Genomic DNA, 24044 nt, shown 5'->3' with positions numbered 1-24044 from the left:
GCGGCGAGTACGACACGTTTCGCGACCAGGGCAGAGACGTTGCCTCACGTTGCGAGATCAGCGCGCACTGAACCTTCGCTCGCGCGCTCTGTATAGATGATCGCTGATCAATTGCCGCAGCTTCGCCAGGTCATCGAACTCGAGCTGAACGGCGAACGGCACGATGCCGTCAGGCACGCCTGCGCTGACGCGCAAGCGTGCAAGATCCTTTTCCGTGGTCACCAGCGTGAGCTGCTCGCGCTGCGCCTCCGCTGCGAGCGCTGCGATCTCGCCTTCCGAAAACATGTGGTGGTCGGCGAAGGCGCGCGTGCGAACGACGTCGATCCCGCTCGCACGCAGGGTACGGAAGAAACGCTCTGGATCGCCGATGCCGGCGAAGGCGAACACCCGCTTGCCGAGCAGCTGCGCGAGCGAGGCCGCATCCGGCTTCAGGCGCGCGCGCAGCTCGGGCTTGTTCCGCTTGGCGATCTCCGCCGCGACGTCGTTGGCGGCATTGCCGTCGCCGATCAGCACCAGCGCATCGGTGCGCGCGAGCTGCGCCGCGAGCGGTGCGCGCAGGGGCCCTGCGGGAAACACCTCGCCGTTGCCGAGGCCGCGCTCGCCGTCAATCACGATCAACGAGGCATCCTTGAACAGAGCAGGATTCTGGAAGCCGTCATCCATCAGGATCACGGTGGCACCTTGCGACTTCGCCAGCGCGACGCCGTCGAGGCGGTCGCGCGCGACCACGACCGGGACGTCACGCGACATCATCAGGGGCTCATCGCCGACGTCGGCCGCATCGTGACGCTCGCGGTCCACCATCACCGGACCCTTCAGGCGCCCGCCATAGCCGCGGCTGAGCACGACCGGCGTCTCGCCGAGCTCGCGCAAGAGCTTGGTCAAGGCCAGCACGGTCGGGGTCTTGCCGGCACCGCCGACATGGTAGTTGCCGACACAGATCACGGGGATGCCGGCGTCCACGCCCTGGCGCAGCATGCGCCGTGCAGTGAACGCGCCGTAAAGCGCACCGAGCGGCCATAGCGCGTACGATTGAAGGGAGCGTGGCCGGTACCAAAAGGCCGGCTCACGCATTGGCGGCCCCCATCTCGATCCGCAATTGCAGCAGATACGGCTCGAGCGCGGTCATGGTGCGATCGAGCGCACCGCCAAGCTGCTCGACCACGCCCGTGCCTGCGCGCTGCATCTTGTCGCGCATGGTGGGATCGGCCAGCAACTGGCCGAGCTGCTTGACGAGCGCCTCCTGCGTGTCGGCTTGCCGCGCCCCGCCGCTGGTATCGAGCGCTTCATAGACGTCGGCAAAGTTGAACACGTGCGGACCGTGGACGATCGCGGCGCCCAGCTTGATCGCCTCGATCGGGTTCTGCCCGCCATGGTGGATCAGCGATCCGCCCATGAACACGATTCCCGAGAGCCGATAGAACAGGCCGAGCTCGCCCATGGTGTCGGCGACATAGACGTCGGTCGTCGCGGTCGGCAGCTCCTCGCGCGAGCGCAAGCTGGGCTTCAGGCCCGACGCCGTGACGAGGCCTGCGATCGATGAGCCGCGATCCGGGTGCCGCGGCACGATCACGGTGAGAAGCTGCGGGAAGAAGCCGACCAGGCTGCGATGCGCCGCGACCAGCATCTCGTCCTCGCCCGGATGGGTCGAGGCCGCGACGATGATCGGACGCCCGCGCGTCATCGCCATCAGCCGTTCGAGCTTGGCGGGGTCGGCCGGCGGCGCGGGCACGTCGAGCTTGAGATTGCCCGTCGTCGCGACGTCGCGGCCGCCGAGCGCGGCAAAGCGCTCGGCATCTTTCCTCGACTGCGCAAGACAGATGTCGAACCGCGACAGCAGCGCCGAGATGGTGCCGTGCATGCGGCGCCAGCGCGGGAAGGAACGCGGCGACATCCGCCCGTTGATCAGCACCATCGGCACCCGGCGCGCCGCGCCGGCGAGGATCAGGTTCGGCCACAAATCGGATTCAATGAACAGCGCCAGCGACGGCTTCCAATGATCGAGGAAGCGCGCGACGTAGCGCGGCGAGTCATACGGCACGTATTGATGGATGACGTCGGGGGGAAAGCGTTTTGCGACGACCGCGGCCGAGGTGACCGTGCCCGAGGTGAGCAGGATGCGCAGATTGAGATCGCGCAGGCGCTCGATCAGGGCGGCCGCCGCCAGGACCTCGCCGACGCTGGCACCATGAATCCAGACCAACGGGCCGTGCGGCCGCACGTCGGCGGACAGGCCGCGCCGCTCGCCGACGCGGGCGGGATCCTCCTTGCCCTGCTTCAGCCGCCGCTTGATCAGCGCAGGCGCGAGTGGCACCAGGCCGGCGGCCAGGCGCCGATACATCCGCAGCGTGATCGGCAGCGCAATGGGCAGCGACTTAGGCATCTTCCGGTCCCGGGCGGCCGAGCTGCGCATAGGCGCGCCGGGTCGCCTCGTTCAACGTGTCTTCCAGCTCCTGTCGCAACGTCTCCATCATGGCGGCGTCGGCATCTGCGGGAACGTGGATTTCCTTGATGCCGACCAAAGCGCCCCGCCCGAATGGCAAATTGATGGTGGTGCGATCCCAGTTCTTGAGCCGGACGAAGCGGCTGGTCGCCATCGCGAAAGGCATGATCGGCCGTCCCGATTCCCGTGCCAGCATGATAATGCCGAGCCCGACCACGCGCGAGCGCTTGGGGACATCGGCGGTCAACGCGACATTACAACCGGCCTGGAGCGTCCGCACCATTTCCTTGAAGGCGCCGACGCCACCTTTGCGGTGGAACGCGCCGCCATGGTCGCCGGAACCGCGGATGGTGCCGATCCCGAGCCGCTCGGCGGCGATCGCATTGAACTCGCCGTCGCGGTGCCGGGAGATCAGCACCTTGGCCCGATAGGAGGCCTTGTTCTGGTTCTTGATGAAGGGCGTCAGGAAATGCTGGCCGTGCCAGAACGCGAAGATCGCAGGGAGCTGCGGCTCGACGCGCTCGTAGACGTCGGGCGGATCGAAGGTGAAGGTGTTGGTCCGCCAGACCAGACGCAGATATTCGGCCGCCAGGACCCCGACGGCACGCTGAAACCAGCTGCTTCGCAGCGTATTGCGAAGCAGTTTCTTCAACGCGCCGGTTCTTGATTCGGATCGAGCAGCCGATGCAGGTGGACGATGAAGTAGCGCATCTGCGCATTGTCGACCGTGCTCTGCGCCTTGGCCCGCCAGGCGGCGTGGGCGCTGGCATAGTTCGGATACAGACCGACGATGTCGACCTCGTCCAGATTCTTGAAGGTGTTGTGCTTGAGATCGACGAGCTCGCCGCCGATGACGAGGTGGAGCAGTTGTTGCGGGGCGCTATCTGGCATGAGTTCTGTTCCTAAGGGGCTGCCCGGCAAAGCAGTGTTCGAGAAGCACCACGAATGCGCCTTAGGCTATCGGACGGTTGCGAAAATGCGCGACAATGCCCGCATGACGTTCGCGTCCCGCTGCCACCAGCACCCCGTGCGCCACTTCCCGGCGGTTATAGAGGATGGGTTCTCCGGAGAGGTCGCTCATCCTACCATCCGCTTCCTGCACGATCAAATCGGCCGCCGCAAGATCCCAATCATGGCTGTTGCCGCCCGCAAATGCCGCATCCAGCGCGCCATCGGCGACCCGGCACAGCCGCAGCGCCAGCGAGCCGATCCGCCGGTGCAGCTTGATCTCGCCGAGTGACGGCTTCAGCCGCTCGACCAGCGGCTTCGGGCCGGCGACGCGGGCGAAGTCGAGTTCGGATCCGCCTGTCGCGCGCACCGGCTTGTCGTTGAGCGTCGTGCCCTTGCCGCGCACCGCGAAGAAGAATTCGTCGCTGGCCGGGGCGAATACGGCGGCGAGCACCGGCGAAGCGTCCGCCACCAGCGCCACGCTGACGCACCATTCGTCATGGCCGCCGAGATAATTGCGCGTGCCGTCGATGGGATCGACGATCCAGGTCAGCCGCCGCGACAGCCGCGCCGCATCGTCGGCGCTCTCCTCGGACAGCCAGCCATATTCGGGCGTTGCGGCACGCAGGCGCGATTCGAGCAGATCGTTGACGGCGATGTCGGCCTCCGACACCGGCGAGGACGCGCCCTTGGTCCACTTCCTCAGCTCGGTGCGGAACATCGACTGCGCCAGCGCGCCCGCCTCCCGCACCGTGTCCTTCAGCAGCGCCGCGTCGCGGGTCAGGAGGGTGTGGTCGAGAGAATGCGCGTCAGCGTCCGCCAAGCGTCAAACCCTCGATGCGCACCGTCGGCGCATTGATGCCGTAGCGGAATTCGAGATTGTTCGCAGGCTGCATCGACCTGAAGATCTCGAACAGATGGCCGGCGATCGTCACCTCGCTGACGGGATAGGTGATCTCGCCGTTCTCGATCCAGAAGCCGGAGGCGCCGCGGCTGTAATCGCCGGTGACGCCGTTGACGCCGGAGCCGATCAGGTCGGTGACGTAGAAGCCCTGCTTGATGTCGGCGATCAGCTCGGCCGGCGTTGCAGAGCCGGGCTCGAGATGCAGATTGTACGGCCCCGGCGAAGGCGAGGAGGACACGCCGCGATGGGCGTGACCGGTGGTGGTGAGGCCGAGCTCGCGCGCGGTGGCACAGTCGAGCAGCCAAGTCGTCAACACGCCGTCGTCGACCAGCGCGGTCCGCTTCACCGCGACGCCTTCGGCATCGAAGGTCTGCGAGCGCAGCCCGCGCTTGCGCAGGGGATCGTCGATGATGCGGATGTTCTTCGCAAACAGCTGCTGGCCGAGCTTGTCCTTCAGGAAGCTGGTCTTGCGCGCGATCGAGGCGCCGTTGATGGCGCCGACGAGATGGCCGACCAGCGAGCCGGCGACGCGCGGATCGAACACCACCGGGACCTTGCAGGTCTCGACCTTGCGCGGATTGTAGCGCGCCACGGTGCGCTCGCCGGCGGAGCGGCCGACGACCTCCGGCGACAGCAGATCGGCGCCATGCGGCGCCGAGGTGAAGTCGTAGTCGCGCTCCATGCCGGTGCCTTCGCCCGATATGGCGGTGGCGGAGATGCCCTGGCTGGAGCGCAGATAGGAGCCGTGGAAGCCGGTCGAGGTGACGAGCACCATGCCGCCGATGCCGGCGGAAGCCGAGGCGCCGCCGGACTTGGTCACGCCCTTGACGCCGAGCGCGGCAGCTTCGGCCGCGAGCGCGCGGCGCTCGAGCTCGGTCGTCGTGGGCACGGCGGGATCGAGCAGGTCGAGATCGGGAAAGTCGCGCGCGAGCAGCGCGGGATCGGCAAGGCCGACATATTTGTCGTCGGGCGCGACGCGCGCCATCGCAACCGCACGCTCGGCGAGCTTGGTGACGGCATCGCCGCTGACGTCGTTGGTGGAGACCACCGCCTGACGCTGACCGACCAGCACGCGCAGACCGACATCGTCACCCTCGGACCGCTCGGATTCCTCGACGCGTCCGTCGCGGACCTCGACGCCCTGCGAGACGCCGCGCACCGCGACCGCGTCGGCCGCATCCGCGCCGGCGCGCTTGGCCGCCTCGACCAGCCGCTGCGCGAGATCGGAGAGCGCGGACTGATCGAACAGGTCGCGATTGGCGGAAGGCGAAAGCGTCGGGCTTGGTGAAGAGTTCACGAACGAAATCCTGTTGGGGCGGGGTTCGGGACCGGAACCCACAGATGTGCCCTGATAGCGCGGACTTCAAGCATTTTCAGCCCGCCAAAAGCTCAGATTCGCGACGTCGGCGCAACGTCTCGTCAATCATGCACGCCAAGGTCTTGTCAATCATGAGGAGCGAGTGACGGTGGGTTAACCAGCCTTTTTAAGCGGTTTCGGACCGCCCGGCGCTAAGGTCCTCGCATCGACCGGGAACATAATCCTGGCGGGGAGAACGAAGCCGTGAGGCGTCAAACAGCAACATGCGGGGTCCACCCCGCCGGGTCGAGCCGCTCCCTGCGGCTCGACCCTCTTTCCCTTCCGGTCCGCTTCGATGCGCATGATCCGCGCGCCGACGGGCATGTCAGGCAGATCGAGCTTCATCGCGAGCGTGTCGTGCTGCGCCGTGCCGTGCGCGGCATGCAGATGGCGATCAACGTGCGCGTCGCCGACTTCACCGGCGTTGCGCTCCGCGGCAATGACGAGACGCAGACGCTCGTCCTCGTGCATCGCGATCCTTCGCTGTCCATCCCGCTACTGATCAGCGCGGACGCGGACGAGATCGCGCAGGCCTGGGCGATCTGGAGCGAGATCTTTGCGCTGCCGCAGCTCGACGAAGGCGCGCGCAAACCCGCACCACGCCGCCGCCGCGCCAATGCGATCCGCGCCCGCCGTCCGAAATTCTTGATGCGCCGGCGCACCGCAATGGCGCGCGAGCTGCCGGTTCATCAGGGCGAGCGCGAGATCATCGCGAGGAATTAGGCGGCAATCACAGGTGTCGTAGGGTGGGTTAGCCCGAAGGGCGTAACCCACCTATTGCTTTCCCCTCGGATAGAAGTTGGTGGATTACGCTTCGCTAATCCACCCTACGCATTCGCCTCACGCCGCCCGCAGCATCGCATCCACCAGCAATCCCGCAAACAGCAACAGGCCCGCATGCTTGTTCGACTTGAACAGGCGCAGGCACAGCTCGGGATCGTTGATGCGCAGCCGCACGATCTGCCACACCAGATGCGCGGCGAAGGCGGCAAGCCCAAGCCAGGCCGGCCAGCGCGCTTCGCCGGATGCCAGCGCGACGCCGATCAGCATCACCGCGAGCCCGTAGAACAGGACCAGCGCCTGGCGCGTATGCGCGCCGAACAGGCGCGCGGTCGACTTGATGCCGATCAACGCGTCGTCCTCAGTGTCCTGATGCGCGTAGATGGTGTCATAGCCGATCACCCAGGAGATCGCGCCGGCATAGAGCACGAGCGCGGTGGCGTCGATGCGGCCGAAGGTGACGGCAAACCCCATCAACGCGCCCCAGGAGAAGGCGAGCCCGAGCACGATCTGCGGCCACCAGGTGATGCGCTTCATGAAGGGATAGATCGCGACGATCAGGAGTGAGGCGATGCCCGTTGCAATCGCGAAGCGGTTGAACTGCAGCAGCACCGCAAGACCGACCAGCGCCTGCGCGACCATGAAGACCAGCGCCTGCCTGGTGGTCACCTGCCCCGACGGCAGCGGCCGCGAGCGCGTGCGCTCGACCTTGCCGTCGAGGTCGCGATCGGTGATGTCGTTCCAGGTGCAGCCGGCCCCGCGCATGACGAAAGCGCCGATGAAGAACAGCACGATGGTGAGCGGCAGGCCGCGAACGTCATGCGCCATGCCGGCGGCCAGCGCCGCCGACCACCAGCATGGCATCAGGAGAAGCCAGGAGCCGATCGGGCGATCGAAGCGGGACAGGCGCAGGTAAGGCCGCGCCCAATGCGGCGCGAGCGTATCGACCCAGTTGCCGGTGGAATCGGCAACGCGGGCGGATGTATCGCTCATCGGGTCAGGACGTTGCCGTTGAGCGTATCGAAGGTGCTGCCACCCTTCCTGCCGGCATTGGCCTCGGGCGCGGAGCCAGAGCCCAGCACCTCGCTCAGCGACGGACCGGCCGGACCGCGCGGCTGGTTCTGCATCTGTTGCGCGACGTTGCAGACCTTCGTCGCCATGGCCTCGGTGTTCTTGTGACCTTCCTTCAGCTGCGCACCGATCTGGGGCGGGATTCCGCATTTGGCGGCATTGGTCTCGATGTACTTGATCATCTTGACTTCAGCCTGGCTGAAATTGCGGATCAGCTTGCAGGCCTCGTCCGGCTGCGCGCGACGATCGCTCGCGGCCTTGATCAGCTTGCCGCGCTTCTCGGCTTCCTCGCGCAGCGGAATGAATGCCTTCATGCAGTCCTCGCCGGGACCGGCCTGCGTCGGGGGAGCCGCGCTGAAGGCGCCAGCGCCACCGATCGGGGCAGCACCGTTCACGGGAAAGGACGATTGCGGCGCCGCACCGAGCGAAGCAGCGGGTGCCGAACCGTTAACCGGAGGAAATGGGGAATTGGCGGCAGGCTGGTTGGGCAGCGGCGCCGGGAACGCGCTTTGCGCAGTCGCGCCCGCAGCACCCATGGCCACCATGGCGGCAGTGATCGGAACCATCAAATGGCGGATCATCAAGACAGTCTCTCCGGCAGGAGCTTACGGGGCTCAGGGCTTCCTAATTGAAGCGCGACCAGCGTGTTCGCGTTTTTACGATTCCCGCCGGCGCTTAACAACCCGTGGAATAGGGCGAGAGCGCGGCGCTGGGACGCACCAGTTCGGCAATATTTACCCCCGAAATGGCGCCTTTCGGTTAAGAACGGCCGGTAATCGGATCCCAAGCGATGCCTTCCCACGATTTTCGCGCCCCCCGCCTGTTCGTCGATGCCCCCCTGGCCCAGGACGCCAGGGTGCCGCTCGACCGCGACCAGAGCAACTATCTCGGCAATGTGCTGCGGCTGGCGGCCGGGGCCGAGGTCCTGGCCTTCAACGGCAGGGATGGCGAGTGGCAGGCCGCCATCGAGGGCCGCAAGCGGCCGGACGGCCTCGTGATCCTGCAGCAGACCCGGCCCCAGGACCATCTCGCCGACCTCACTTACGTCTTTGCCCCGCTCAAACATGCCCGGCTGGACTACATGGTGCAGAAGGCCATCGAGATGGGCGCCGCCGCCCTGCAGCCGGTGCTGACCCGGTTCACCCAGGCCTCCCGGGTCAACACCGAGCGGATGCGCGCCAATGTGGTCGAGGCGGCCGAGCAATGCGGCATCCTCAGCATCGCCAGCGTGGCCGAGCCGGTGCCGCTGGAGCGCTTCCTGAGCCAGCGGCCCGCCGACCGTCTGCTGATCTTCTGCGACGAGGCGGCGGAGGTCCAGGATCCCGTTCAGAGCCTGCAAGGCGCGCGCGAGATCGGACGCGGTATCGACGTGCTGATCGGCCCCGAGGGCGGTTTTGCCGAGGAGGAGCGGGCGCTCTTGCTGCGCCAGCCCAAAATCCTGCGGCTGGCGCTCGGCCCCCGCATCATGCGGGCGGACACCGCCGCCGTGGCCGCGCTGGCGCTGGTGCAAGCGGTGCTGGGGGATTGGCGCGGCAAAAGCGCCTGATCCTGCGCATTGCCCACCCGTTAAGCGATTGATCCTTTGGAGGTCGAAACCGCTGTCGGGCCATGCTAAGGGCTGCGCCAATTCGCCTCCCCTTGCCTGCCCGGTTCCGCCGGGACGATGGACCCGTGAGATGACCGCGACTGCCACCTCAAATGCTGCCGGCTCTGCCGCCTGGGCGGATACGCTGCTCTTGTCGTTCGCGCAGGCCGGCTATGTCAGGGCCGAGCCCGCCATCCTGCAGCCAGCCGAGCCGTTCCTGGACCTGTCCGGCGAGGACATCCGCAAGAGCCTCTACCTGACCACCGACCTCTCCGGCGAGGAGCTCTGCCTGCGCCCGGACCTGACCATTCCTGTCGCGCGCGACTATCTGGCCTCGGGGCGCGCCGGCCAGCCGGCGGGGTTCAGCTATCTCGGTCCGGTGTTCCGCTACCGTAGCGGCCAGGCCCGTGAATTCCTCCAGGCCGGTATCGAATCGTTCGCCCGTCAGGACCGCGCCGCGGCCGATGCCGAGATGCTGGCGCTGGGGCTGGAGGCGACGGCCGCCTTCGGCGTCCGCGACGTCGAGATCCGCACCGGCGATGTCGCCTTGTTCAATGCGCTGCTCGACGCCCTCAACCTCTATCCGGTCTGGCGGCGCCGCCTGGTCAAGGATTTCAACCGCAAGATCAGCCTGGAGCAGGATCTGGAGCGGCTGGCGGCCGCGACCACCGCGACGCGCAGCGAGTATGAGGGCGTGCTGGCGGCCCTTGCCGGCTCCGACCGCAAGGCGGCACTCGCCTTCGTCACCGATCTGATGTCGATCGCCGGCACCACCAATGTCGGCGGCCGCACCACGGCAGAGATCGCCGATCGCTTCCTTGAGCAATCGACGCTGAAGGGCGGCGCGCTGCCGCGCGAGGCGATCGCCGTGCTCAAGCGCTTCCTGTCGATTTCGGGCAATCCAGACGACGCCATCGCCGAGCTGCGCGCACTCACGACGGACGCGAAGCTCGATCTCGCATCTGCGATCGATCAGTTCGAGAGCCGGGTCGGCTTCATGGCCGCGCGCGGCATCAACGTGAGGCAGATTCGTTTCTCGACCGCGTTCGGGCGCGGGCTCGATTATTACACCGGCTTCGAGTTCGAGCTGCATCACAGCGGCAACGGCACCGAGCCGCTGGTCGCCGGCGGCCGCTACGACGGGCTGATGACCCAGCTCGGATCAGCTGAGCCGATTCCGGCGGTCGGCTTCTCGGTCTGGGTGGAGGCGCTGAACCGGATCGGCCGCAAGGTGGGAGCTTAAGTCATGAGCGCGCCATTCGTTCTGGCCGTTCCCTCCAAGGGCCGCCTGCAGGAGAACACTGAGGCCTTCTTTGCCCGTGCCGGCCTCAAACTGTCGAAGGCCGGCGGCGCCCGCGACTACCGCGGCACCATCGCAGGCCTCGACAATGTCGAGGTCGCCTATCTCTCGGCGAGCGAGATCGCCGCGCAATTGTCGCGCGGCTTCGCGCATCTCGGCGTCACCGGCGAAGACCTGGTGCGCGAGAACATCGCCGATGCCGACAAGCGCGTGTCGCTGATCGAGGGGCTCGGCTTCGGCTATGCCGACGTCGTCGTCGCGGTGCCGCAGGCCTGGATCGACGTCCGCACCATGGCCGACCTTGACGACGTCACCACCGGCTTCCGCGAGCAGCATCACATGCGGATGCGGGTCGCGACCAAATTCGTCAACCTCACCCGCGGCTTCTTCCAGGCTCACGGCATCAGCGATTACCGCATCGTCGAGAGCGCGGGCGCCACCGAAGGGGCGCCGGCGGCCGGCAGCGCCGAGCTGATCGTCGACATCACCACGACCGGCGCGACGCTTGCGGCCAACGGCCTGCGGGTGCTCGATGACGGCGTGATCCTGCGCAGCCAGGCCAATCTGGTGGCCGCCAAGGAGGCCGACTGGTCGCCGCAGGCGCGCGAGACGGCGCGTGTCATCCTCGATCACATCGCAGCGCGGGCGCGGGCCAACAAGTACCGCGAAGTCCGCACCCGCTTCCGGCAATGCGATGCCGCCCTGCTCGGGGAAGCCCACAGCCGGTTCGGCGTGGAGGCCCCGTTCGGCGGTCCGACCTCGTCAGGCATGCTGACCCTGCACTGCCCACCGGGGCAGCTCTACGCGCTGGCGAGCTTCCTGCGCGAGCATGGCGCCGAGACCGTCTCGGTGGTGTCGCTCGACTACGTGTTCGACCGGGAGAACCCGCTGTTCGCCAAGCTGGAGGCGTTCCTGCGGCGGTGAGCCCAAGGTTTGTTCAGCTTTGCGACAGCAAACGGCAGCTACCATATGCGGTTGAGAAGACCTAAACACCTCTGGAACCTTGATCGATGACGCTGGGCTCTGACGTATCCGGCATGACGACCACCGCAGCCAGCGCAGCCGCGAAGGGGCTGTCGATCGTCGTTCCCGTCTACAACGAGGCGGCTGGCCTTGCCGGCCTGCATCAGCGCATCTGCGAGCTCGCCAAGACCCTGCGGCAGCGCTATCGCCTGTCTTGCGAGGTGGTCTATGTCGATGACGGCAGCAAGGATGCGACGCTGGCGATCGCGCGCTCATTGCCGGCCGACGCCATCGACGTTCAGGTGGTGTCGCTGTCGCGCAATTTCGGCAAGGAGGCCGCGCTGATGGCGGGCCTCGACCATGCCCGCCTCGGCGCGGTCATGTTCATGGACGGCGACGGCCAGCATCCGCCGGCGCTGGTCGAACAGCTGGTGCGGCACTGGATCGATGACGGCTATGACGTCGTCTACACCGCCAAGGCGCATCGCGACAACGAGTCCTTCCTGCGCCGGGTCGCGGTGCACGGCTTCTACGCGCTGATCAATTGGGGCGCCCGCCAGAAGATTCCGGAGGACGCCGGCGATTTCCGCCTGCTGTCGCCGCGCGCGGTCGCGGCGCTGAGGCAGCTGCCGGAACGCAACCGCTTCTTCAAGGGCCTCGCCAGCTGGATCGGTTTCCGCCAGATCCGCGTCGACTACGAGCCCGCAGCGCGTGCCCATGGCGTCACCACCTTCAACGCCGCGAGCCTGCTTGGCCTGTCGATCGAGGGCCTGACGTCCTTTTCAGTGGCGCCCTTGCGCTTCGCCAGCCTGCTCGGCGTCATTCTCGCAGGAGGCGCCTTCCTGTTCGGCCTTTCGATCCTCTGGGAAGTGTTCACGACCGGCAAGCAGGTGCCCGGCTATCCCTCGCTCGTGATCGGACTGATGACGATCGGCGGCGTGCAGCTCATCATGATCGGCATCGTCGGCGAATATATCGGCAAGATCCTCTCCGAGCTGAAGGCGCGCCCGATCTACTTCGTCGCCGAGCACAGCGAGAAGCATTCCGAAGCTGATGATGCCGCGAGCAGGACGGCAGCCGAATGAGCGTGGCCGCGAGCCCGCGGCGGATCTGGCTCTGCGCCGACGATTACGGCATCAGCCCGGGCGTCAACCGCGCCATCCGCGACCTGATCGAACGCGGCCGCCTCAATGCCACCTCGGTGATGATGGTGGGACCCGCGATCGCGCGCGGCGACGTCGAGGCGCTGCAGGCTTCGGCAAAGCAAAGCCCGCGCTGCGCGATCGGGCTGCATGTGACGCTGTCGGCGCCGTTCCGGCCGCTCACCATGCATTTCCGCCCCTTGGACGGCGACATGTTCTTCGCCTTTCCCAAGCTGCTGCGCGCCGGTCTGATGCGCCGGCTCGACCGTGAATTCATCCGCAACGAGGTGAAGGCACAGCTGGCCGCCTTCATGGACGCGTTCGGACGCACCCCCGACTTCGTCGACGGTCACCAGCATGTGCAGCTCTTCCCGCAGGTGCGCGACGGTTTTGTCGATGCGGTCAGCGAAGTCGCGCCGAACGCCTGGGTGCGCCAAGGCGGCCGCGACCTGCCGCTGCGGCAGCGGCTGGCCTCCCCCAAGGCCATGGTGCTCGATATCCTCAGCGCGCAATTCCGCCGCCGCGCCGGCAGCGCCGGCCTCAGCTTCAACCCCGGCTTCGCCGGCGCCTATGATTTCACGCGCGCCGCCGATTTCGGCGCGCTGATGCAGCAATTCCTGGACGGCCTTCCCGATGGCGGCCTCGTGATGTGCCATCCCGGCTTTGTCGATGATGTCCTTACCGGCCTCGACCCCATGACCGACGTGCGCGAGCGCGAGCACGCCTATCTCGCGGGCGATGCCTTCGCGCGCCTGCTGGCCGACAGCAACGTGACACTGCAGTGAACGGCGAAAAGCGGCCCAGAGGCAGCTTGTCGCATACCGAAATTTAATCCGGCCGGCACTGTTGGGGCCATAATGGAACCCTACATCTCCTCTCGCGCTTGGTTTGGCGCGAAGGAGACAGATCATGACGCCGCAGGAACGCCAGCTCGTCGACGACCTTTTTGACCGGCTTTCTAAGCTGGAGAATGCACAGCGCGATCCCGATGCGATCGCCGCGATCTCCGACGGGCTGCGCAAGGCGCCCGGCGCCATCTACGCGCTGGTGCAGACCACGCTGGTCCAGGACGAAGCGTTGAAGCGCGCCAATGCCCGCATCCAGGAGCTGGAAGCGGCCCACGCGCCCGAGCAGGCGCAGTCCGGCGGCTTCCTCGACACCATGCGCGACACATTGTTTGGCGGCGGCCCGTCCCGCGGCTCGGTGCCGAATGTGCCGCAGCGTGAGCAGCGTCCGGCTTGGAATACCGGACAGGCGATGCCGCAAGGCCAGCCGGGTTACGGCGCGCCGCCTTACGGACAGGCTTACGGCCAAGGTCCGGGTCAGGGCGCTCCGCCGATCGGCGGTGGCGGCGGCTCGTTCCTCGGCACGGCGGCGGCGGCCGCAGCCGGCGTCGTCGGCGGCTCGCTGCTGCTCTCGAGCATCCGCGGCATGATGGGCGGATCGCACCAGCAGGGTTTTGGCGACAGCAACGCGCTCGGCGACCGCAGCGCTGGTGGAAGTCCTTGGGGCGGCGGCGATCAGGCCGGCGGCTCGCTGGCGCGCGAGGCCGGCCTCGATGACATCGGCTCGAACCGGGAATCCCGCCAGGGCTTCTTCGACCAGGCGTCGAACGAGCGCGACAACTACGACCAGAACTACGGCAACGATCACGACGACAGCTTCGACACGGCCGACAACAGCGATTTCGGCGGTGACGACGACGGCGGCAGCGATTACGCGTAGGCCATTCGACCGACAGATGTGGAACGGCCGCCTCCGGGCGGCCGATTTCTGTTCAAGCAGAGCTCAACGCAGTTCTGCTCTGCCACCACACGCCATGATGCCATTCGATATAATATGACTAGTGCGTGCGTTGTCGGACCGCACCGTGCAGAACGTCACGAGGTGCGCCTGACTTCACCATGCCGGGCGAAATCGTCCTCCGACACACGCCGCCGTAGACTCCCGGATTTCCAAATTTGGACATGGGTGTTCAATTGGAAGAACACACTGCTTATGCCACACATCGTGGCTGCCTCTCTTGGCTACAGTCGGGGGTTTTAAGAATGAGTTCACTTCAACAGCGCATCGCGACCCTGAGCGACGTCACGACCCATCTCATCACCGAATTGTACGAGTTGGAGGGACTGCACGAGCGCCTCAGGAAGGCAGAGCTGTCGGTGCGGCGGCTGAACCGCTCGGCTCGCGCACCGCATTCGGCTTCATCAACTCGTCCTCGCCGCTCCGCTGTCCCTCGTCCCGGGTCGAGGCACCGTCAGCGGACGTAGGACTATTCAGGCAGACGTTTGGCGGCGGCAGCGTCCCTTCGACGCCGCGCATTTCGAGCCGACGCGGCACCCGGACTTGATCGCTCCATCGAGCGCATGACGCTTCACAACACCACGACCTTGGTGCCGACATTGACGCGGCCATAGAGGTCGATGACGTCCTCGTTGCGCATGCGGATGCAGCCGGAGGAGACGTTGGTGCCGATGGTCCAGGGCTCATTGGAGCCGTGGATGCGATAGAGCGTCGATCCCAGATACATCGCACGGGCACCGAGCGGATTTTCCGGGCCGCCTTCCATGTGCCTGGGCAGATCGGGCCGGCGCGCGAGCATTTCCGCCGGCGGCGTCCAGTCCGGCCATTCGCGCTTGGCGGTGATCGATTTCACGCCGGACCAGGTGAAGCCGGGACGGCCGACGCCGATGCCGTAGCGCAATGCCCGGCCGTTGCCCTCGACGAGATAGAGGAACTTGTTCGGCGTATCGACCACGATCGTGCCGGGACTTTCCTTGCCGCTATAGTCAACGAGTTGTTTCTCGAATTTCGGATCGAACGGACGCTGCCGCGGATCGACCGCCTCCTGCTGCAGAGACGCGCCCTGCTGATATCCGCCTTGTTGATACCCACCTTGCATCTGCGGCTCGCCCATCGGCGGCAGGCGCCGCTGGTCGTAATAGCCCGGCTGCTGCTGATACACCGGCCGCTCCGGCGCGTAGGCCGGGCCGCGGCCGGGGCCATCGCCGAACAGGAATTCGATGAAGCCGCCGCCCATGTTGGAATGGGACGCCACGCGCACCGGCGCCGGCGGCACGCGCGGCTGGTACAGCACCGCGGGCGGATCGTTCGGCACGCTGTTGTCGAAGGCGCCCGCGTCGTTCGCGCCGGCCATGAAGGTGCAAGCGCTGCCGAGCAGCGCGACAGACATTTTCTTGAACATCGACGTACTCTGTACTGTTTCGTCTAGATCACATGCGTCGTGGAGAGCCGGTGGCTGATCCGCGCTCTTCGACGTGGTCAATAAAAAGCAAAAGCCGTTTTGTTTGGTAAACGGACAGCGCGTTTGGATTCACCACGTCGCGAGCGCGCCTGCAATTTGGCGATCAGCGTTTATTTTCGATGAACGCCGCGCGGTGATGGTTAATCGCTTCTTTGCGCCGCGTCGCGCGCGGCCGATCAGCAGTTCCTGCTGTGAACTTCGTGTTAAATCGCTTCTGCCTACAAAGACGCGTGAGTGAGGTGGGGGGAGTATCCTGATGGCTGTTCACCGCAAGCGTTTTCGCGTCGAAGATATCGTCGGTGGCGAGATGCCCATTGTAGACGTAACTGAAGAGGCACTCCCGATGCATAGCGAGATCATGGCCGAGCTGCGCGCGATCCGCGCCCAGATGGCGAAGGGCATCGTCGCGGCCCCGCTGTCCGGCAGCGCTGCCATGGCGGCGATCGACGCCTCGACCGCGCACGAGCTTGCCGAAGCGCGCACCATGCTCGATACCTACCGGGCGCAGATCGAGCAGTGCGAGAAGCTGAAGGTCGAGCTCGACCTCATCCACGACGCCATCGACCGCACCAAGCGCGAGATCGCGACGCTGCACGGCAAGAGCTTCGACGGCGGCGAGATGGCCAAGGTCAACGGCGAGCTCGGCGCGGTGGTCGGCGGCACCGAGCAGGCGACCCAGCAGATCCTCGAAGCCGCGGAATCGATCGACCAGGCCGCCAGCGCGATGTCGAAGGTGGACTCGATCGATCAGCAGAAGCGCCTTGCCGACGACATCCAGGAACGCGTCATCTCGATCTTCGAAGCCTGCAACTTCCAGGACCTGACCGGCCAGCGCATCAGCAAGGTCATGGGCACGATGAAGTTCATCGAGCAGCACATCAACGCGATGATGGAGATCTGGGGCGGCGTCGACGCGATCAAGTCCCATGTGCCCGCGCAGGTCGACAACCGCAGCGAGGAGGAGAAGCTCCTCAACGGCCCCAAGCTCGCCGGCGACGTCGGCCACGCCTCGCAGGACGACATCGACGCGCTGTTCGACTGAGCGGCGACGACATAGGAATAACAAAACGCCGGCCTTGGGCCGGCGTTTTTTGTTTGGCCGGTGCAGATCGTGAACTCTTCTTCCCTTCTCCCCTTGTGGGAGAAGGTGGCGCGAAGCGCCGGATGAGGGGTTCTCTCGACTCGCAAGACCGTTCGTGAGGAGATAGACCCCTCACCCGTCTCGCCGTTACGCGGCGAGCCACCTCTCCCACAAGGGGACAGAGTAAGAGACCGTCACGCCCTCGGCGCGCAGCGGACGTAGACCATGTTGCCGTAGCGGGTGCCAGCGTCCTTGTCGATGAAGCGGGTGATCATGACGCGACCGTCGAAGGAGACGATTTCGCGGTCCTGGTCGCCGGGGGTCGGGCCGGCCGGCCCGATGTAGTTCTTGCCGCTCGGCGAGCCCTTCAGCCGCAGCTCCTGCGGCGTCGCCTGGTCGGCGAGATGCATGATCACGCCACCGGAGGAACCGGCGGTGATCACGTAGGGGTTCCTGCATTGCTCACGCGCCATCTTCTCGGTGCGGGCGCGATCGGCCGGGTTCTGGAACGAGGCGAGGCCCCAGCGGCCGACGATCTCGTCGGCGCGGATGCTGGCGGGCATTTCCGGAGCGACGCCAGGTTCGGCTTCGGGCGGCGGCGGGGACGACGTGAGGGACGGCAGGTTGAAGCCGCCGCCGCAGGCGCCCAGCAGCAGCGCCAGACAAGAGGCGGCCGCCAGATTGGCAACCGTGCGCGCGTGAGCCGAACTGATCATGGCATTCCCCCGAACAAGACCATGGCCGCACCCCTCCCGCAGCCAAGCGCAAAACCGCTGCCGGAGCAATGACGTCGTTCTTTACGGCGACGCCCCGAGCGAGTTTCCAATGCCACCATCCTATATCCGCCTCAACAATCGCTTAACCACCTTTGCTTGACAGGATCGCGGCCAAGCCATATTTCCGGACCCACTATTAGCACTCGGAAAGCCCGATTGCTAAGCGCGCCGTTCGATCCTCGACGCGAGGCCGGACGGAAGCGCCGCCCCACCGACCCCACTACTTCCGAAGCGAGCCTCCAAAGGGAAACGTCATGGCTAAATCCAAATTTCGTCCGCTGCATGACCGTGTCGTGGTCAAACGTATCGACGCCGAGGAAAAGACCAAGGGCGGCATCATCATTCCGGACACGGCCAAGGAAAAGCCGTCCCAGGGCGAGGTCGTCGCCGTCGGCCCCGGCGGCCGCGACGAGACCGGCAAGCTGATCCCGATCGACCTCAAGGTCGGCGACCGCGTGCTGTTCGGCAAGTGGTCGGGCACCGAGGTCAAGATCGACAACGAAGAGCTCCTGATCATGAAGGAGTCGGACATCATGGGCGTGCTGGCCTAAGGCCGTCCGCCTGAACAGCCGCTGAATGTCATGCCCGGATCCAGGCGATCCGGGCATCCATCGTTCCGCCGCACGGCACAAGACAACACACATCACATAACACGAGGGATTGCAGACCATGGCTGCCAAAGACGTCAAGTTTTCCGGAGACGCGCGCGATCGCATGCTGCGCGGCGTCGACGTTCTCGCTAACGCCGTCAAGGTGACGCTCGGCCCGAAGGGCCGCAACGTCGTCATCGAGAAGAGCTTCGGCGCCCCCCGCATCACCAAGGACGGCGTCACGGTCGCCAAGGAGATCGAGCTCGAGGACAAGTTCGAGAACATGGGCGCCCAGATGGTGCGTGAGGTCGCCTCCAAGACCAACGACCTCGCCGGCGACGGCACCACCACCGCGACCGTGCTGGCCCAGGCCATCGTGCGCGAAGGCGCCAAGGCGGTCGCCGCCGGCATGAACCCGATGGATCTCAAGCGCGGCATCGACACCGCGGTTGCCGCCGTCATCAAGGACATCGAGAAGCGCGCCAAGCCGGTCGCCGCCTCCTCCGAGGTCGCCCAGGTCGGCACCATCTCGGCCAACGGCGATGCCGCCATCGGCAAGATGATCGCCCAGGCGATGCAGAAGGTCGGCAACGAGGGCGTCATCACCGTCGAGGAGAACAAGTCGCTCGAGACCGAGGTTGATATCGTCGAGGGCATGAAGTTCGACCGCGGCTATCTCAGCCCCTACTTCGTCACCAATGCCGAGAAGATGACCGCCGAGCTCGAGGACGCCTACATCCTCCTGCACGAGAAGAAGCTCTCGGGCCTGCAGGCCATGCTGCCGGTGCTGGAAGCCGTGGTGCAGTCGGGCAAGCCGCTCGTCATCATCGCCGAGGACGTCGAGGGCGAGGCGCTGGCCACCCTGGTCGTCAACCGGCTCCGCGGCGGCCTCAAGGTCGCGGCCGTCAAGGCGCCGGGCTTCGGTGACCGCCGCAAGGCCATGCTGGAGGACATCGCGATCCTGACCGGCGGCCAGCTGATCTCCGAGGAGCTCGGCATCAAGCTCGAGAACGTCACGGTGAAGATGCTCGGCCGCGCCAAGAAGGTGGTGATCGACAAGGAGAACACCACGATCGTCAACGGCGCCGGCAAGAAGCCCGACATCGAGGCCCGCGTCGGCCAGATCAAGGCGCAGATCGAGGAGACCACCTCGGACTACGACCGCGAGAAGCTCCAGGAGCGCCTCGCCAAGCTCGCCGGCGGCGTCGCGGTGATCCGCGTCGGCGGCGCCACCGAGATCGAGGTCAAGGAGAAGAAGGACCGCGTCGAGGACGCGCTCAACGCCACCCGCGCCGCGGTTCAGGAAGGCATCGTCCCGGGCGGCGGCGTCGCGCTGCTCCGCGCCAAGAAGGCGGTCGGCCGCCTCACCAACGCCAATGACGACGTCCAGGCCGGCATCAACATCGTGCTGAAGGCGCTGGAAGCCCCGATCCGCCAGATCTCCGAGAACGCCGGCGTGGAAGGCTCGATCGTGGTCGGCAAGATCCTGGAGAACAAGTCCGAGACCTTCGGCTTCGACGCCCAGAACGAGGACTATGTCGACATGGTCGAGAAGGGCATCATCGATCCCGCCAAGGTGGTGCGCACCGCGCTGCAGGACGCCTCCTCCGTGGCCGGCCTCTTGGTGACTACCGAGGCCATGGTCGCCGAGATGCCGAAGAAGGAAGCTCCGCCCGCGATGCCCCCCGGCGGCGGCATGGGCGGCTTCTAAGCCTTCCGTTCCGTGACAGAGTTGCGAAGGCCGCCTCCGGGCGGCCTTCTTTTTTGCCGACCCTGCCCGTTTCGCTTTCCGATTCAACCAGCGGCCAAAACCCACTACGGTGGCGCGCCGATTCTGATTGTTCGGGCATGATCCTAGAGACCGCTTCACGCTTTCCGGATCATGGCCGTTGCGCGAGGATGTCATCGATGCGTGCGCTTCTGGTTTGCTCCACGGCCGTTCTGGCCCTGCTCGCCGTTCCACCGCAGGCCTCCGCCCAGATGAAGCTGTCGCCGAAGGCGACCGCGCCGGGGGGAACCGAGACGCGCTATTTCACCGCGATGGACGGGCTGATGGACGGCAATGCCGACGTGATCCTGAAGGAGACGCGCCAGGGCAAGACGCTGAGCGCGGCGGTGCTCGACGTCTGCTACCCCATCGCGAAGAACTCCGACCGCAAGGACCGCTTCGTCGTCAACCTCCAGGTCGCCGGCCAGACGCTGACCGGAACGACGCAGAGCATCAGTGAGAAGTCGCCGGTCAGCGTCAAGCTGACGCGCAAGCAGTCCGGCGACATGTTCGAATTCCGCGGCCAGATCGCGGTCGGCCAGGCGGTGACCGAAGTGACCTCGCCGGACAATTCCGATCTCAGCGAAAAGGAATTCCTGGACAGTCAGACCTCCGACGACGGCATCACGCCGCAGCCGAAGGATTTCACCGACGTCTCGCCGGAAGCGATCGCGGTCAAGGTCAAGCTGGATGCGGCGACCGACTTCCTGAAGAGCCTGAAGGGCCAGGAGGTCGAGGTGACGCTGGCGAGCCTCAATGTCGGCTGCGACGCGCTGCGCGCGGGCGAGCAGACCATCACCATGTCGGTCGATCCCGAGCGCGCCGGCGCGCTGCTGGCGAAGTTCAAGGCAATGCCGGGCGTCACCGCCGCAGGCTGGACCGCGGGCATGACCGAGATGGACCGCACCATCCGCTTCCCTGCGGCCGACTGGCGCGAGGGCGACAAGATCAACAAGGGCAAGCTTGCAACGGCGGTGGCGAGCGTGCTGAGCAGGACGCTCGCCGCAAAGCCGGTCACGCAAAACTTCAACCCGGCCACCGGCAGGCTCAAGCTGGTGTTCAAGCGGCCGAACCAGGACTTCCCGGCGCTCGAGCTCACCGACACGATCGAGGTCGCAGGCTTGGTCTCGCCCGACAAGCCGGGCACCACGGACAAGCTCATGCTCTGGATCGGCAGCCCGGCGACCACGACGGCCGACGAGGGCAGCGGGGCCAGGCTCAATCTGTCCGACGATGCCAGCCTCGACGAAGAAGGCGATCTGCCCGACGACAACGGCTCGATCGAGGCGCTCGTCAAGGAGCTGAAGGGCCAGCGCTGGGACGCCGACAAGTCGGTGTGGAAGTAGGCTGAGACAGCCACCGCTGTCATCGCCCGGCTTGACCGGGCGATCCAGTACTCCGAGACAGCAGCGATGGAATCGATAGGCTGCGGCGTACTGGATTCCCCGCCTTCGCGGGGAATGACAGAGGCCTAATTCCCCGTCGTCCTGAAGCGCAGCGGCTTCGGGCCGATCAGCGTCAGCACGTCGCCCTGGCGCTTCCAGGTCTCGACGCTGCCGAGGGCTGCGACGAGCTCGTCGTCGGCCTGCGCTCTCGCCGGCGGACAGTTGCGGTTCTGGATCTGGCCGGGCACGAAGATCACGGTGTTGCCGGCGACCGAGAACTGGCCCTTGCCGCCCTTGCACCAGAGCTCCAGCACGACCTCGCCATTGTCGCCGATCTCGATGTTGGGAATCCGCTTCGAGCCTGCCTGCGGCAACGCCTCCAGCGTCATCTCGGTGCCGAACGGAAACCCCTCCTGAGCACGCGCGAGTGTGGACATCGCGAACATTGCAACCGCCGCACACACCAATCGCTGGAACGAAACCATGAGACCTCTCGACCGACCTGACTTGCCGCACCTTCTATGAGACGGCGGAGGCGTTGAGAAGGTTCGCGCATGGTCGATGCAGGCGCACCGGCATGGCGAAGCCCGGGGCGCCTTCGAAGACCACGCCGAACGAGAAAGCGATCGGCAGCCAGTTGCAGCCGCGGCGCGAAGTTCTCGCGCATCCGGCGGTTCCCGTCCGCTCACAAGGTCGCGAAATCCCGGAGCACCCTGCCCCGCACCGGCGGGCACCATGCTAGGGTTGCTGGCTGCGACAATCCAACGCAAATTGCAGAACTTGCGACTTTCGTCTAAGCGCGCCCATTTCCGCCATCGCCTCAGCTATTTGGCTCTGGGCATCGTGCACATCCCCTGAGGAGATCCAGCTCTGTGAACAACATCCGCGCCACGCTCGCGATCGTCTGGCGAATCGCCATCCCTTATTTCCGATCAGAGGACAAATGGGCCGGCCGCGGCCTGCTCGGCGCGGTGATCGTGATCGAACTGCTGCTGGTCGCCATCGATGTGCTCGTGAACCAATGGTACAGCCGCTTCTACAATTATCTCCAGGAGCGCGACTGGAACGGCTTCGTCTGGGAGCTGGGCGTCTTCACACTGCTCGCGAGCGCCAGCGTCGCGCTTTCCGTCTACCAGCTCTATCTCAATCAGTGGCTCCAGATTCGCTGGCGGCAATGGCTGACGCGTCACTATCTGGGCGAATGGCTGAATAGCGCGACCCACTATCGGATGCAGCTCAAGGGCGATGCGGCCGACAACCCGGACCAACGCATCACCGACGACGTCAGGAGTTTCGTCGAGCAGACTCTCAATATCGGCATCGGGCTGCTCTCCTCGATCGTCACGCTGCTCTCGTTCGTGGTCATTCTGTGGGGGCTGTCGAACGCGGCACCGCTGCATATCTCCGGCCTCGACTTTCCCATCCCCGGCTATTTGGTGTGGGCGGCGCTCGTCTACGCGATCTTCGGCACCGCGCTCACGCACTGGATCGGTTCGCCTCTCGTCAATCTCAACTTCGAGCAGCAGCGCTACGAGGCCGACTTCCGCTTCAACCTCGTCCGCGTGCGCGAGAACTCCGAACAGATCGCACTGCTCAAGGGCGAAGGCGCCGAACGCGAACGACTGCTGCACCGCTACGGCTATGTCGTCGGCAATTGGTACGCGATCATGAGCCGGACCAAGCGTCTGACTGCTTTCACGGCGAGCTATTCCCAAGCCGCCGTGATCTTCCCCTTCATCCTCACCGCGCCTGCCTATTTTGCCGGTAAGATTCAACTTGGAGGGATGGTGCAGACCGGCTCCGCCTTCGGCAGCGTGCAGAAGGCCCTGTCCTTCTTCGTGAGCGCCTACCGATCCCTGGCCGAATGGCGTGCGGTGGTTGCCCGTCTCGATGGCTTCGAGATGTCGGTCGCCTCGGCGGTCAATCTGCCGGCACATGAGCCTGCCATCGCGCTGGAGGTCGCCGGCCGCCATATCGACCTCGAGCAGCTCTGCGTGAACCTGCCCAACGGCACGCCGCTGGTGGCCGCCAAGGCCTTCACCATTCAGGCCTCGGAGCGCGTACTGGTGACCGGACCGTCCGGCTCCGGCAAGTCCACGCTGTTCCGGGCCATCGCCGGCATCTGGCCGTTCGGCACCGGCACGGTTGTGGTCCCGGAAAAGGCAAAGCTGATGATGCTGCCGCAGCGGCCCTATTTCTCGGTCGGTGTGTTGCGCGATGCCGTGGTCTATCCGGCAGCGCCGGGCGCGTTCGACGCCGCGCAGGTCCGCGAGGCCCTGATCGCGGTCGGGCTGCCCGATCTCGCCGAGCGGCTGGACGAGGACGGCCACTGGAACAGGATGCTCTCGCTCGGCGAGCAGCAGCGTCTCGGGCTAGCGCGCGCGCTGCTGCATGCGCCGGACTATCTGTTCCTGGACGAAGCCACCGCCTCGCTCGACGAGCCGTCGGAGGCCCGGCTCTACCGGCTGCTGGCGGAGAGACTGCCGCAGGCCACCATCGTCTCGATCGGCCACCGCTCGACGCTCGATGCCTTCCACACCCGCAAGGTGGCGCTGGTGAAGGACGGTGCGATCCACGTCGTCGGCGGCGAGCGGACTGCGGCGGAGCCGAGCGCCGCGCGCTGAGGCGAGCGCTGGGTAGCCGCTGATCATCAAGTTCGAGTCGTCACTCCATACACGCGTCAAGC

At 66.0% G+C, this 24044-nt stretch carries 23 protein-coding genes; 12 read left to right on the top strand and 11 right to left on the bottom strand.

The window, feature by feature from the left end:
- Positions 1-57: 57 nt before the first annotated feature.
- From lpxK to I6F12_RS23795, 6 genes are all read right to left on the bottom strand, one after another.
- Positions 58-1074 carry a tetraacyldisaccharide 4'-kinase gene (gene lpxK, locus I6F12_RS23820; protein ID WP_225157336.1) on the bottom strand — a complete coding sequence of 339 codons (1017 nt, stop codon included), beginning with the start codon at positions 1072-1074 and terminating at the stop codon, positions 58-60.
- Positions 1067-2413 carry a 3-deoxy-D-manno-octulosonic acid transferase gene (locus I6F12_RS23815; RefSeq protein WP_225144897.1) on the bottom strand — a complete coding sequence of 449 codons (1347 nt, stop codon included), beginning with the start codon at positions 2411-2413 and terminating at the stop codon, positions 1067-1069. Before I6F12_RS23815 ends, lpxK begins: the two co-directional genes overlap by 8 nt.
- Positions 2376-3095 carry a lysophospholipid acyltransferase family protein gene (locus tag I6F12_RS23810; protein ID WP_036039958.1) on the bottom strand — a complete coding sequence of 240 codons (720 nt, stop codon included), beginning with the start codon at positions 3093-3095 and terminating at the stop codon, positions 2376-2378. Before I6F12_RS23810 ends, I6F12_RS23815 begins: the two co-directional genes overlap by 38 nt.
- Positions 3092-3334 carry a DUF4170 domain-containing protein gene (locus I6F12_RS23805; RefSeq protein WP_225144898.1) on the bottom strand — a complete coding sequence of 81 codons (243 nt, stop codon included), beginning with the start codon at positions 3332-3334 and terminating at the stop codon, positions 3092-3094. Before I6F12_RS23805 ends, I6F12_RS23810 begins: the two co-directional genes overlap by 4 nt.
- A gap of 61 nt (positions 3335-3395) precedes the next feature.
- Positions 3396-4214 carry a 3'(2'),5'-bisphosphate nucleotidase CysQ gene (locus I6F12_RS23800; RefSeq protein WP_036009209.1) on the bottom strand — a complete coding sequence of 273 codons (819 nt, stop codon included), beginning with the start codon at positions 4212-4214 and terminating at the stop codon, positions 3396-3398.
- On the bottom strand, positions 4201-5592 hold the full coding sequence (locus tag I6F12_RS23795; RefSeq protein ID WP_225157335.1) for a TldD/PmbA family protein: 1392 nt from the start codon (positions 5590-5592) through the stop codon (positions 4201-4203). The genes I6F12_RS23800 and I6F12_RS23795 overlap by 14 nt, the downstream gene beginning before the upstream one ends.
- A 264-nt stretch (positions 5593-5856) precedes the next feature.
- Here I6F12_RS23795 and I6F12_RS23790 point away from each other — a divergent pair, with 264 nt between their 5' ends.
- A complete protein-coding gene (locus I6F12_RS23790) occupies positions 5857-6375 on the top strand; it encodes a DUF6101 family protein (RefSeq protein ID WP_074448043.1) in 519 nt (172 codons plus the stop codon).
- A gap of 117 nt (positions 6376-6492) precedes the next feature.
- On the opposite strand, the gene ubiA is transcribed toward I6F12_RS23790, so the two are convergent.
- Positions 6493-7425: a 4-hydroxybenzoate octaprenyltransferase gene (gene ubiA, locus I6F12_RS23785; RefSeq protein ID WP_225157334.1), complete on the bottom strand. Its 933-nt coding sequence runs from the start codon at positions 7423-7425 to the stop codon at positions 6493-6495.
- Entirely contained in the window at positions 7422-8084 is a 663-nt protein-coding gene (locus I6F12_RS23780; RefSeq protein ID WP_225140496.1) for a hypothetical protein, read from the bottom strand. The genes ubiA and I6F12_RS23780 overlap by 4 nt, the downstream gene beginning before the upstream one ends.
- Before the next feature lie 209 nt (positions 8085-8293).
- On the opposite strand from I6F12_RS23780, the gene I6F12_RS23775 reads away from it, so the two are divergent.
- From I6F12_RS23775 to I6F12_RS23750, 6 genes are all read left to right on the top strand, one after another.
- A complete protein-coding gene (locus I6F12_RS23775) occupies positions 8294-9049 on the top strand; it encodes a 16S rRNA (uracil(1498)-N(3))-methyltransferase (RefSeq protein ID WP_225157333.1) in 756 nt (251 codons plus the stop codon).
- 130 nt (positions 9050-9179) lie between these two features.
- Positions 9180-10331 carry an ATP phosphoribosyltransferase regulatory subunit gene (locus I6F12_RS23770; RefSeq protein ID WP_109145350.1) on the top strand — a complete coding sequence of 384 codons (1152 nt, stop codon included), beginning with the start codon at positions 9180-9182 and terminating at the stop codon, positions 10329-10331.
- 3 nt (positions 10332-10334) lie between these two features.
- Positions 10335-11312: an ATP phosphoribosyltransferase gene (gene hisG, locus I6F12_RS23765; RefSeq protein ID WP_225157332.1), complete on the top strand. Its 978-nt coding sequence runs from the start codon at positions 10335-10337 to the stop codon at positions 11310-11312.
- 86 nt (positions 11313-11398) lie between these two features.
- Positions 11399-12436, top strand: coding sequence for a glycosyltransferase family 2 protein (locus tag I6F12_RS23760; protein ID WP_057027634.1), 1038 nt, complete (start codon positions 11399-11401; stop codon positions 12434-12436).
- Positions 12433-13278 (top strand): ChbG/HpnK family deacetylase, encoded by an 846-nt coding sequence (locus I6F12_RS23755; protein WP_109145352.1) that lies wholly within the window; start codon positions 12433-12435, stop codon positions 13276-13278. The genes I6F12_RS23760 and I6F12_RS23755 overlap by 4 nt, the downstream gene beginning before the upstream one ends.
- Positions 13279-13402: 124 nt before the next feature.
- Entirely contained in the window at positions 13403-14218 is an 816-nt protein-coding gene (locus tag I6F12_RS23750) for a DUF2076 domain-containing protein (RefSeq protein WP_225157331.1), read from the top strand.
- A 649-nt stretch (positions 14219-14867) separates the two neighbouring features.
- Here I6F12_RS23750 and I6F12_RS23745 read toward each other — a convergent pair.
- The gene (locus tag I6F12_RS23745) at positions 14868-15698 is read right to left on the bottom strand and encodes a L,D-transpeptidase (protein ID WP_225133918.1); all 831 of its coding nucleotides are present in this window, start codon (positions 15696-15698) and stop codon (positions 14868-14870) included.
- A 316-nt stretch (positions 15699-16014) separates the two neighbouring features.
- Here I6F12_RS23745 and I6F12_RS23740 point away from each other — a divergent pair, with 316 nt between their 5' ends.
- Positions 16015-16800, top strand: a complete 786-nt coding sequence (locus tag I6F12_RS23740; RefSeq protein ID WP_225113353.1) for a protein phosphatase CheZ — start codon at positions 16015-16017, stop codon at positions 16798-16800.
- A gap of 233 nt (positions 16801-17033) precedes the next feature.
- Here the strand turns inward: I6F12_RS23740 and I6F12_RS23735 are convergent, their stop codons facing one another.
- On the bottom strand, positions 17034-17555 hold the full coding sequence (locus I6F12_RS23735) for a hypothetical protein (protein WP_036014287.1): 522 nt from the start codon (positions 17553-17555) through the stop codon (positions 17034-17036).
- A 314-nt stretch (positions 17556-17869) separates the two neighbouring features.
- On the opposite strand from I6F12_RS23735, the gene I6F12_RS23730 reads away from it, so the two are divergent.
- From I6F12_RS23730 to I6F12_RS23720, 3 genes are all read left to right on the top strand, one after another.
- On the top strand, positions 17870-18166 hold the full coding sequence (locus tag I6F12_RS23730) for a co-chaperone GroES (RefSeq protein ID WP_025033779.1): 297 nt from the start codon (positions 17870-17872) through the stop codon (positions 18164-18166).
- 118 nt (positions 18167-18284) lie between these two features.
- The gene (gene groL, locus I6F12_RS23725; RefSeq protein ID WP_036014289.1) at positions 18285-19916 is read left to right on the top strand and encodes a chaperonin GroEL; all 1632 of its coding nucleotides are present in this window, start codon (positions 18285-18287) and stop codon (positions 19914-19916) included.
- Positions 19917-20113: 197 nt separating this feature from the next.
- Positions 20114-21319 (top strand): hypothetical protein, encoded by a 1206-nt coding sequence (locus I6F12_RS23720; RefSeq protein ID WP_057027627.1) that lies wholly within the window; start codon positions 20114-20116, stop codon positions 21317-21319.
- A 125-nt stretch (positions 21320-21444) separates the two neighbouring features.
- On the opposite strand, the gene I6F12_RS23715 is transcribed toward I6F12_RS23720, so the two are convergent.
- A complete protein-coding gene (locus I6F12_RS23715; RefSeq protein WP_036014293.1) occupies positions 21445-21843 on the bottom strand; it encodes an META domain-containing protein in 399 nt (132 codons plus the stop codon).
- Between the two features lie 387 nt (positions 21844-22230).
- On the opposite strand from I6F12_RS23715, the gene I6F12_RS23710 reads away from it, so the two are divergent.
- On the top strand, positions 22231-23982 hold the full coding sequence (locus I6F12_RS23710) for an ABC transporter ATP-binding protein/permease (RefSeq protein WP_109145355.1): 1752 nt from the start codon (positions 22231-22233) through the stop codon (positions 23980-23982).
- Positions 23983-24044 lie beyond the last annotated feature (62 nt).

Source organism: Bradyrhizobium sp. IC4059, assembly GCF_020193615.1.
Taxonomy (GTDB): domain Bacteria; phylum Pseudomonadota; class Alphaproteobacteria; order Rhizobiales; family Xanthobacteraceae; genus Bradyrhizobium; species Bradyrhizobium yuanmingense.
The sequence above is the reverse complement of the archived record's forward strand: the minus strand, read 5'-3'. Positions and strand labels throughout refer to the sequence as shown.

Excerpts from the sequence above, each read along its gene's own strand:
- I6F12_RS23750 (WP_225157331.1), top strand. The coding sequence starts at position 13,403 with ATGACGCCGCAGGAACGCCAGCTCGTCGACGACCTTTTTGACCGGCTT.
- I6F12_RS23805 (WP_225144898.1), bottom strand. The coding sequence starts at position 3,334 with ATGCCAGATAGCGCCCCGCAACAACTGCTCCACCTCGTCATCGGCGGC.
- lpxK (WP_225157336.1), bottom strand. The coding sequence starts at position 1,074 with ATGCGTGAGCCGGCCTTTTGGTACCGGCCACGCTCCCTTCAATCGTAC.
- I6F12_RS23735 (WP_036014287.1), bottom strand. The coding sequence starts at position 17,555 with ATGATCAGTTCGGCTCACGCGCGCACGGTTGCCAATCTGGCGGCCGCC.
- hisG (WP_225157332.1), top strand. The coding sequence starts at position 10,335 with ATGAGCGCGCCATTCGTTCTGGCCGTTCCCTCCAAGGGCCGCCTGCAG.
- I6F12_RS23720 (WP_057027627.1), top strand. The coding sequence starts at position 20,114 with ATGCGTGCGCTTCTGGTTTGCTCCACGGCCGTTCTGGCCCTGCTCGCC.
- I6F12_RS23740 (WP_225113353.1), top strand. The coding sequence starts at position 16,015 with ATGGCTGTTCACCGCAAGCGTTTTCGCGTCGAAGATATCGTCGGTGGC.
- I6F12_RS23760 (WP_057027634.1), top strand. The coding sequence starts at position 11,399 with ATGACGCTGGGCTCTGACGTATCCGGCATGACGACCACCGCAGCCAGC.
- I6F12_RS23780 (WP_225140496.1), bottom strand. The coding sequence starts at position 8,084 with ATGATCCGCCATTTGATGGTTCCGATCACTGCCGCCATGGTGGCCATG.
- I6F12_RS23775 (WP_225157333.1), top strand. The coding sequence starts at position 8,294 with ATGCCTTCCCACGATTTTCGCGCCCCCCGCCTGTTCGTCGATGCCCCC.
- ubiA (WP_225157334.1), bottom strand. The coding sequence starts at position 7,425 with ATGAGCGATACATCCGCCCGCGTTGCCGATTCCACCGGCAACTGGGTC.
- I6F12_RS23770 (WP_109145350.1), top strand. The coding sequence starts at position 9,180 with ATGACCGCGACTGCCACCTCAAATGCTGCCGGCTCTGCCGCCTGGGCG.
- I6F12_RS23715 (WP_036014293.1), bottom strand. The coding sequence starts at position 21,843 with ATGGTTTCGTTCCAGCGATTGGTGTGTGCGGCGGTTGCAATGTTCGCG.
- I6F12_RS23745 (WP_225133918.1), bottom strand. The coding sequence starts at position 15,698 with ATGTTCAAGAAAATGTCTGTCGCGCTGCTCGGCAGCGCTTGCACCTTC.
- groL (WP_036014289.1), top strand. The coding sequence starts at position 18,285 with ATGGCTGCCAAAGACGTCAAGTTTTCCGGAGACGCGCGCGATCGCATG.
- I6F12_RS23730 (WP_025033779.1), top strand. The coding sequence starts at position 17,870 with ATGGCTAAATCCAAATTTCGTCCGCTGCATGACCGTGTCGTGGTCAAA.
- I6F12_RS23815 (WP_225144897.1), bottom strand. The coding sequence starts at position 2,413 with ATGCGCAGCTCGGCCGCCCGGGACCGGAAGATGCCTAAGTCGCTGCCC.
- I6F12_RS23755 (WP_109145352.1), top strand. The coding sequence starts at position 12,433 with ATGAGCGTGGCCGCGAGCCCGCGGCGGATCTGGCTCTGCGCCGACGAT.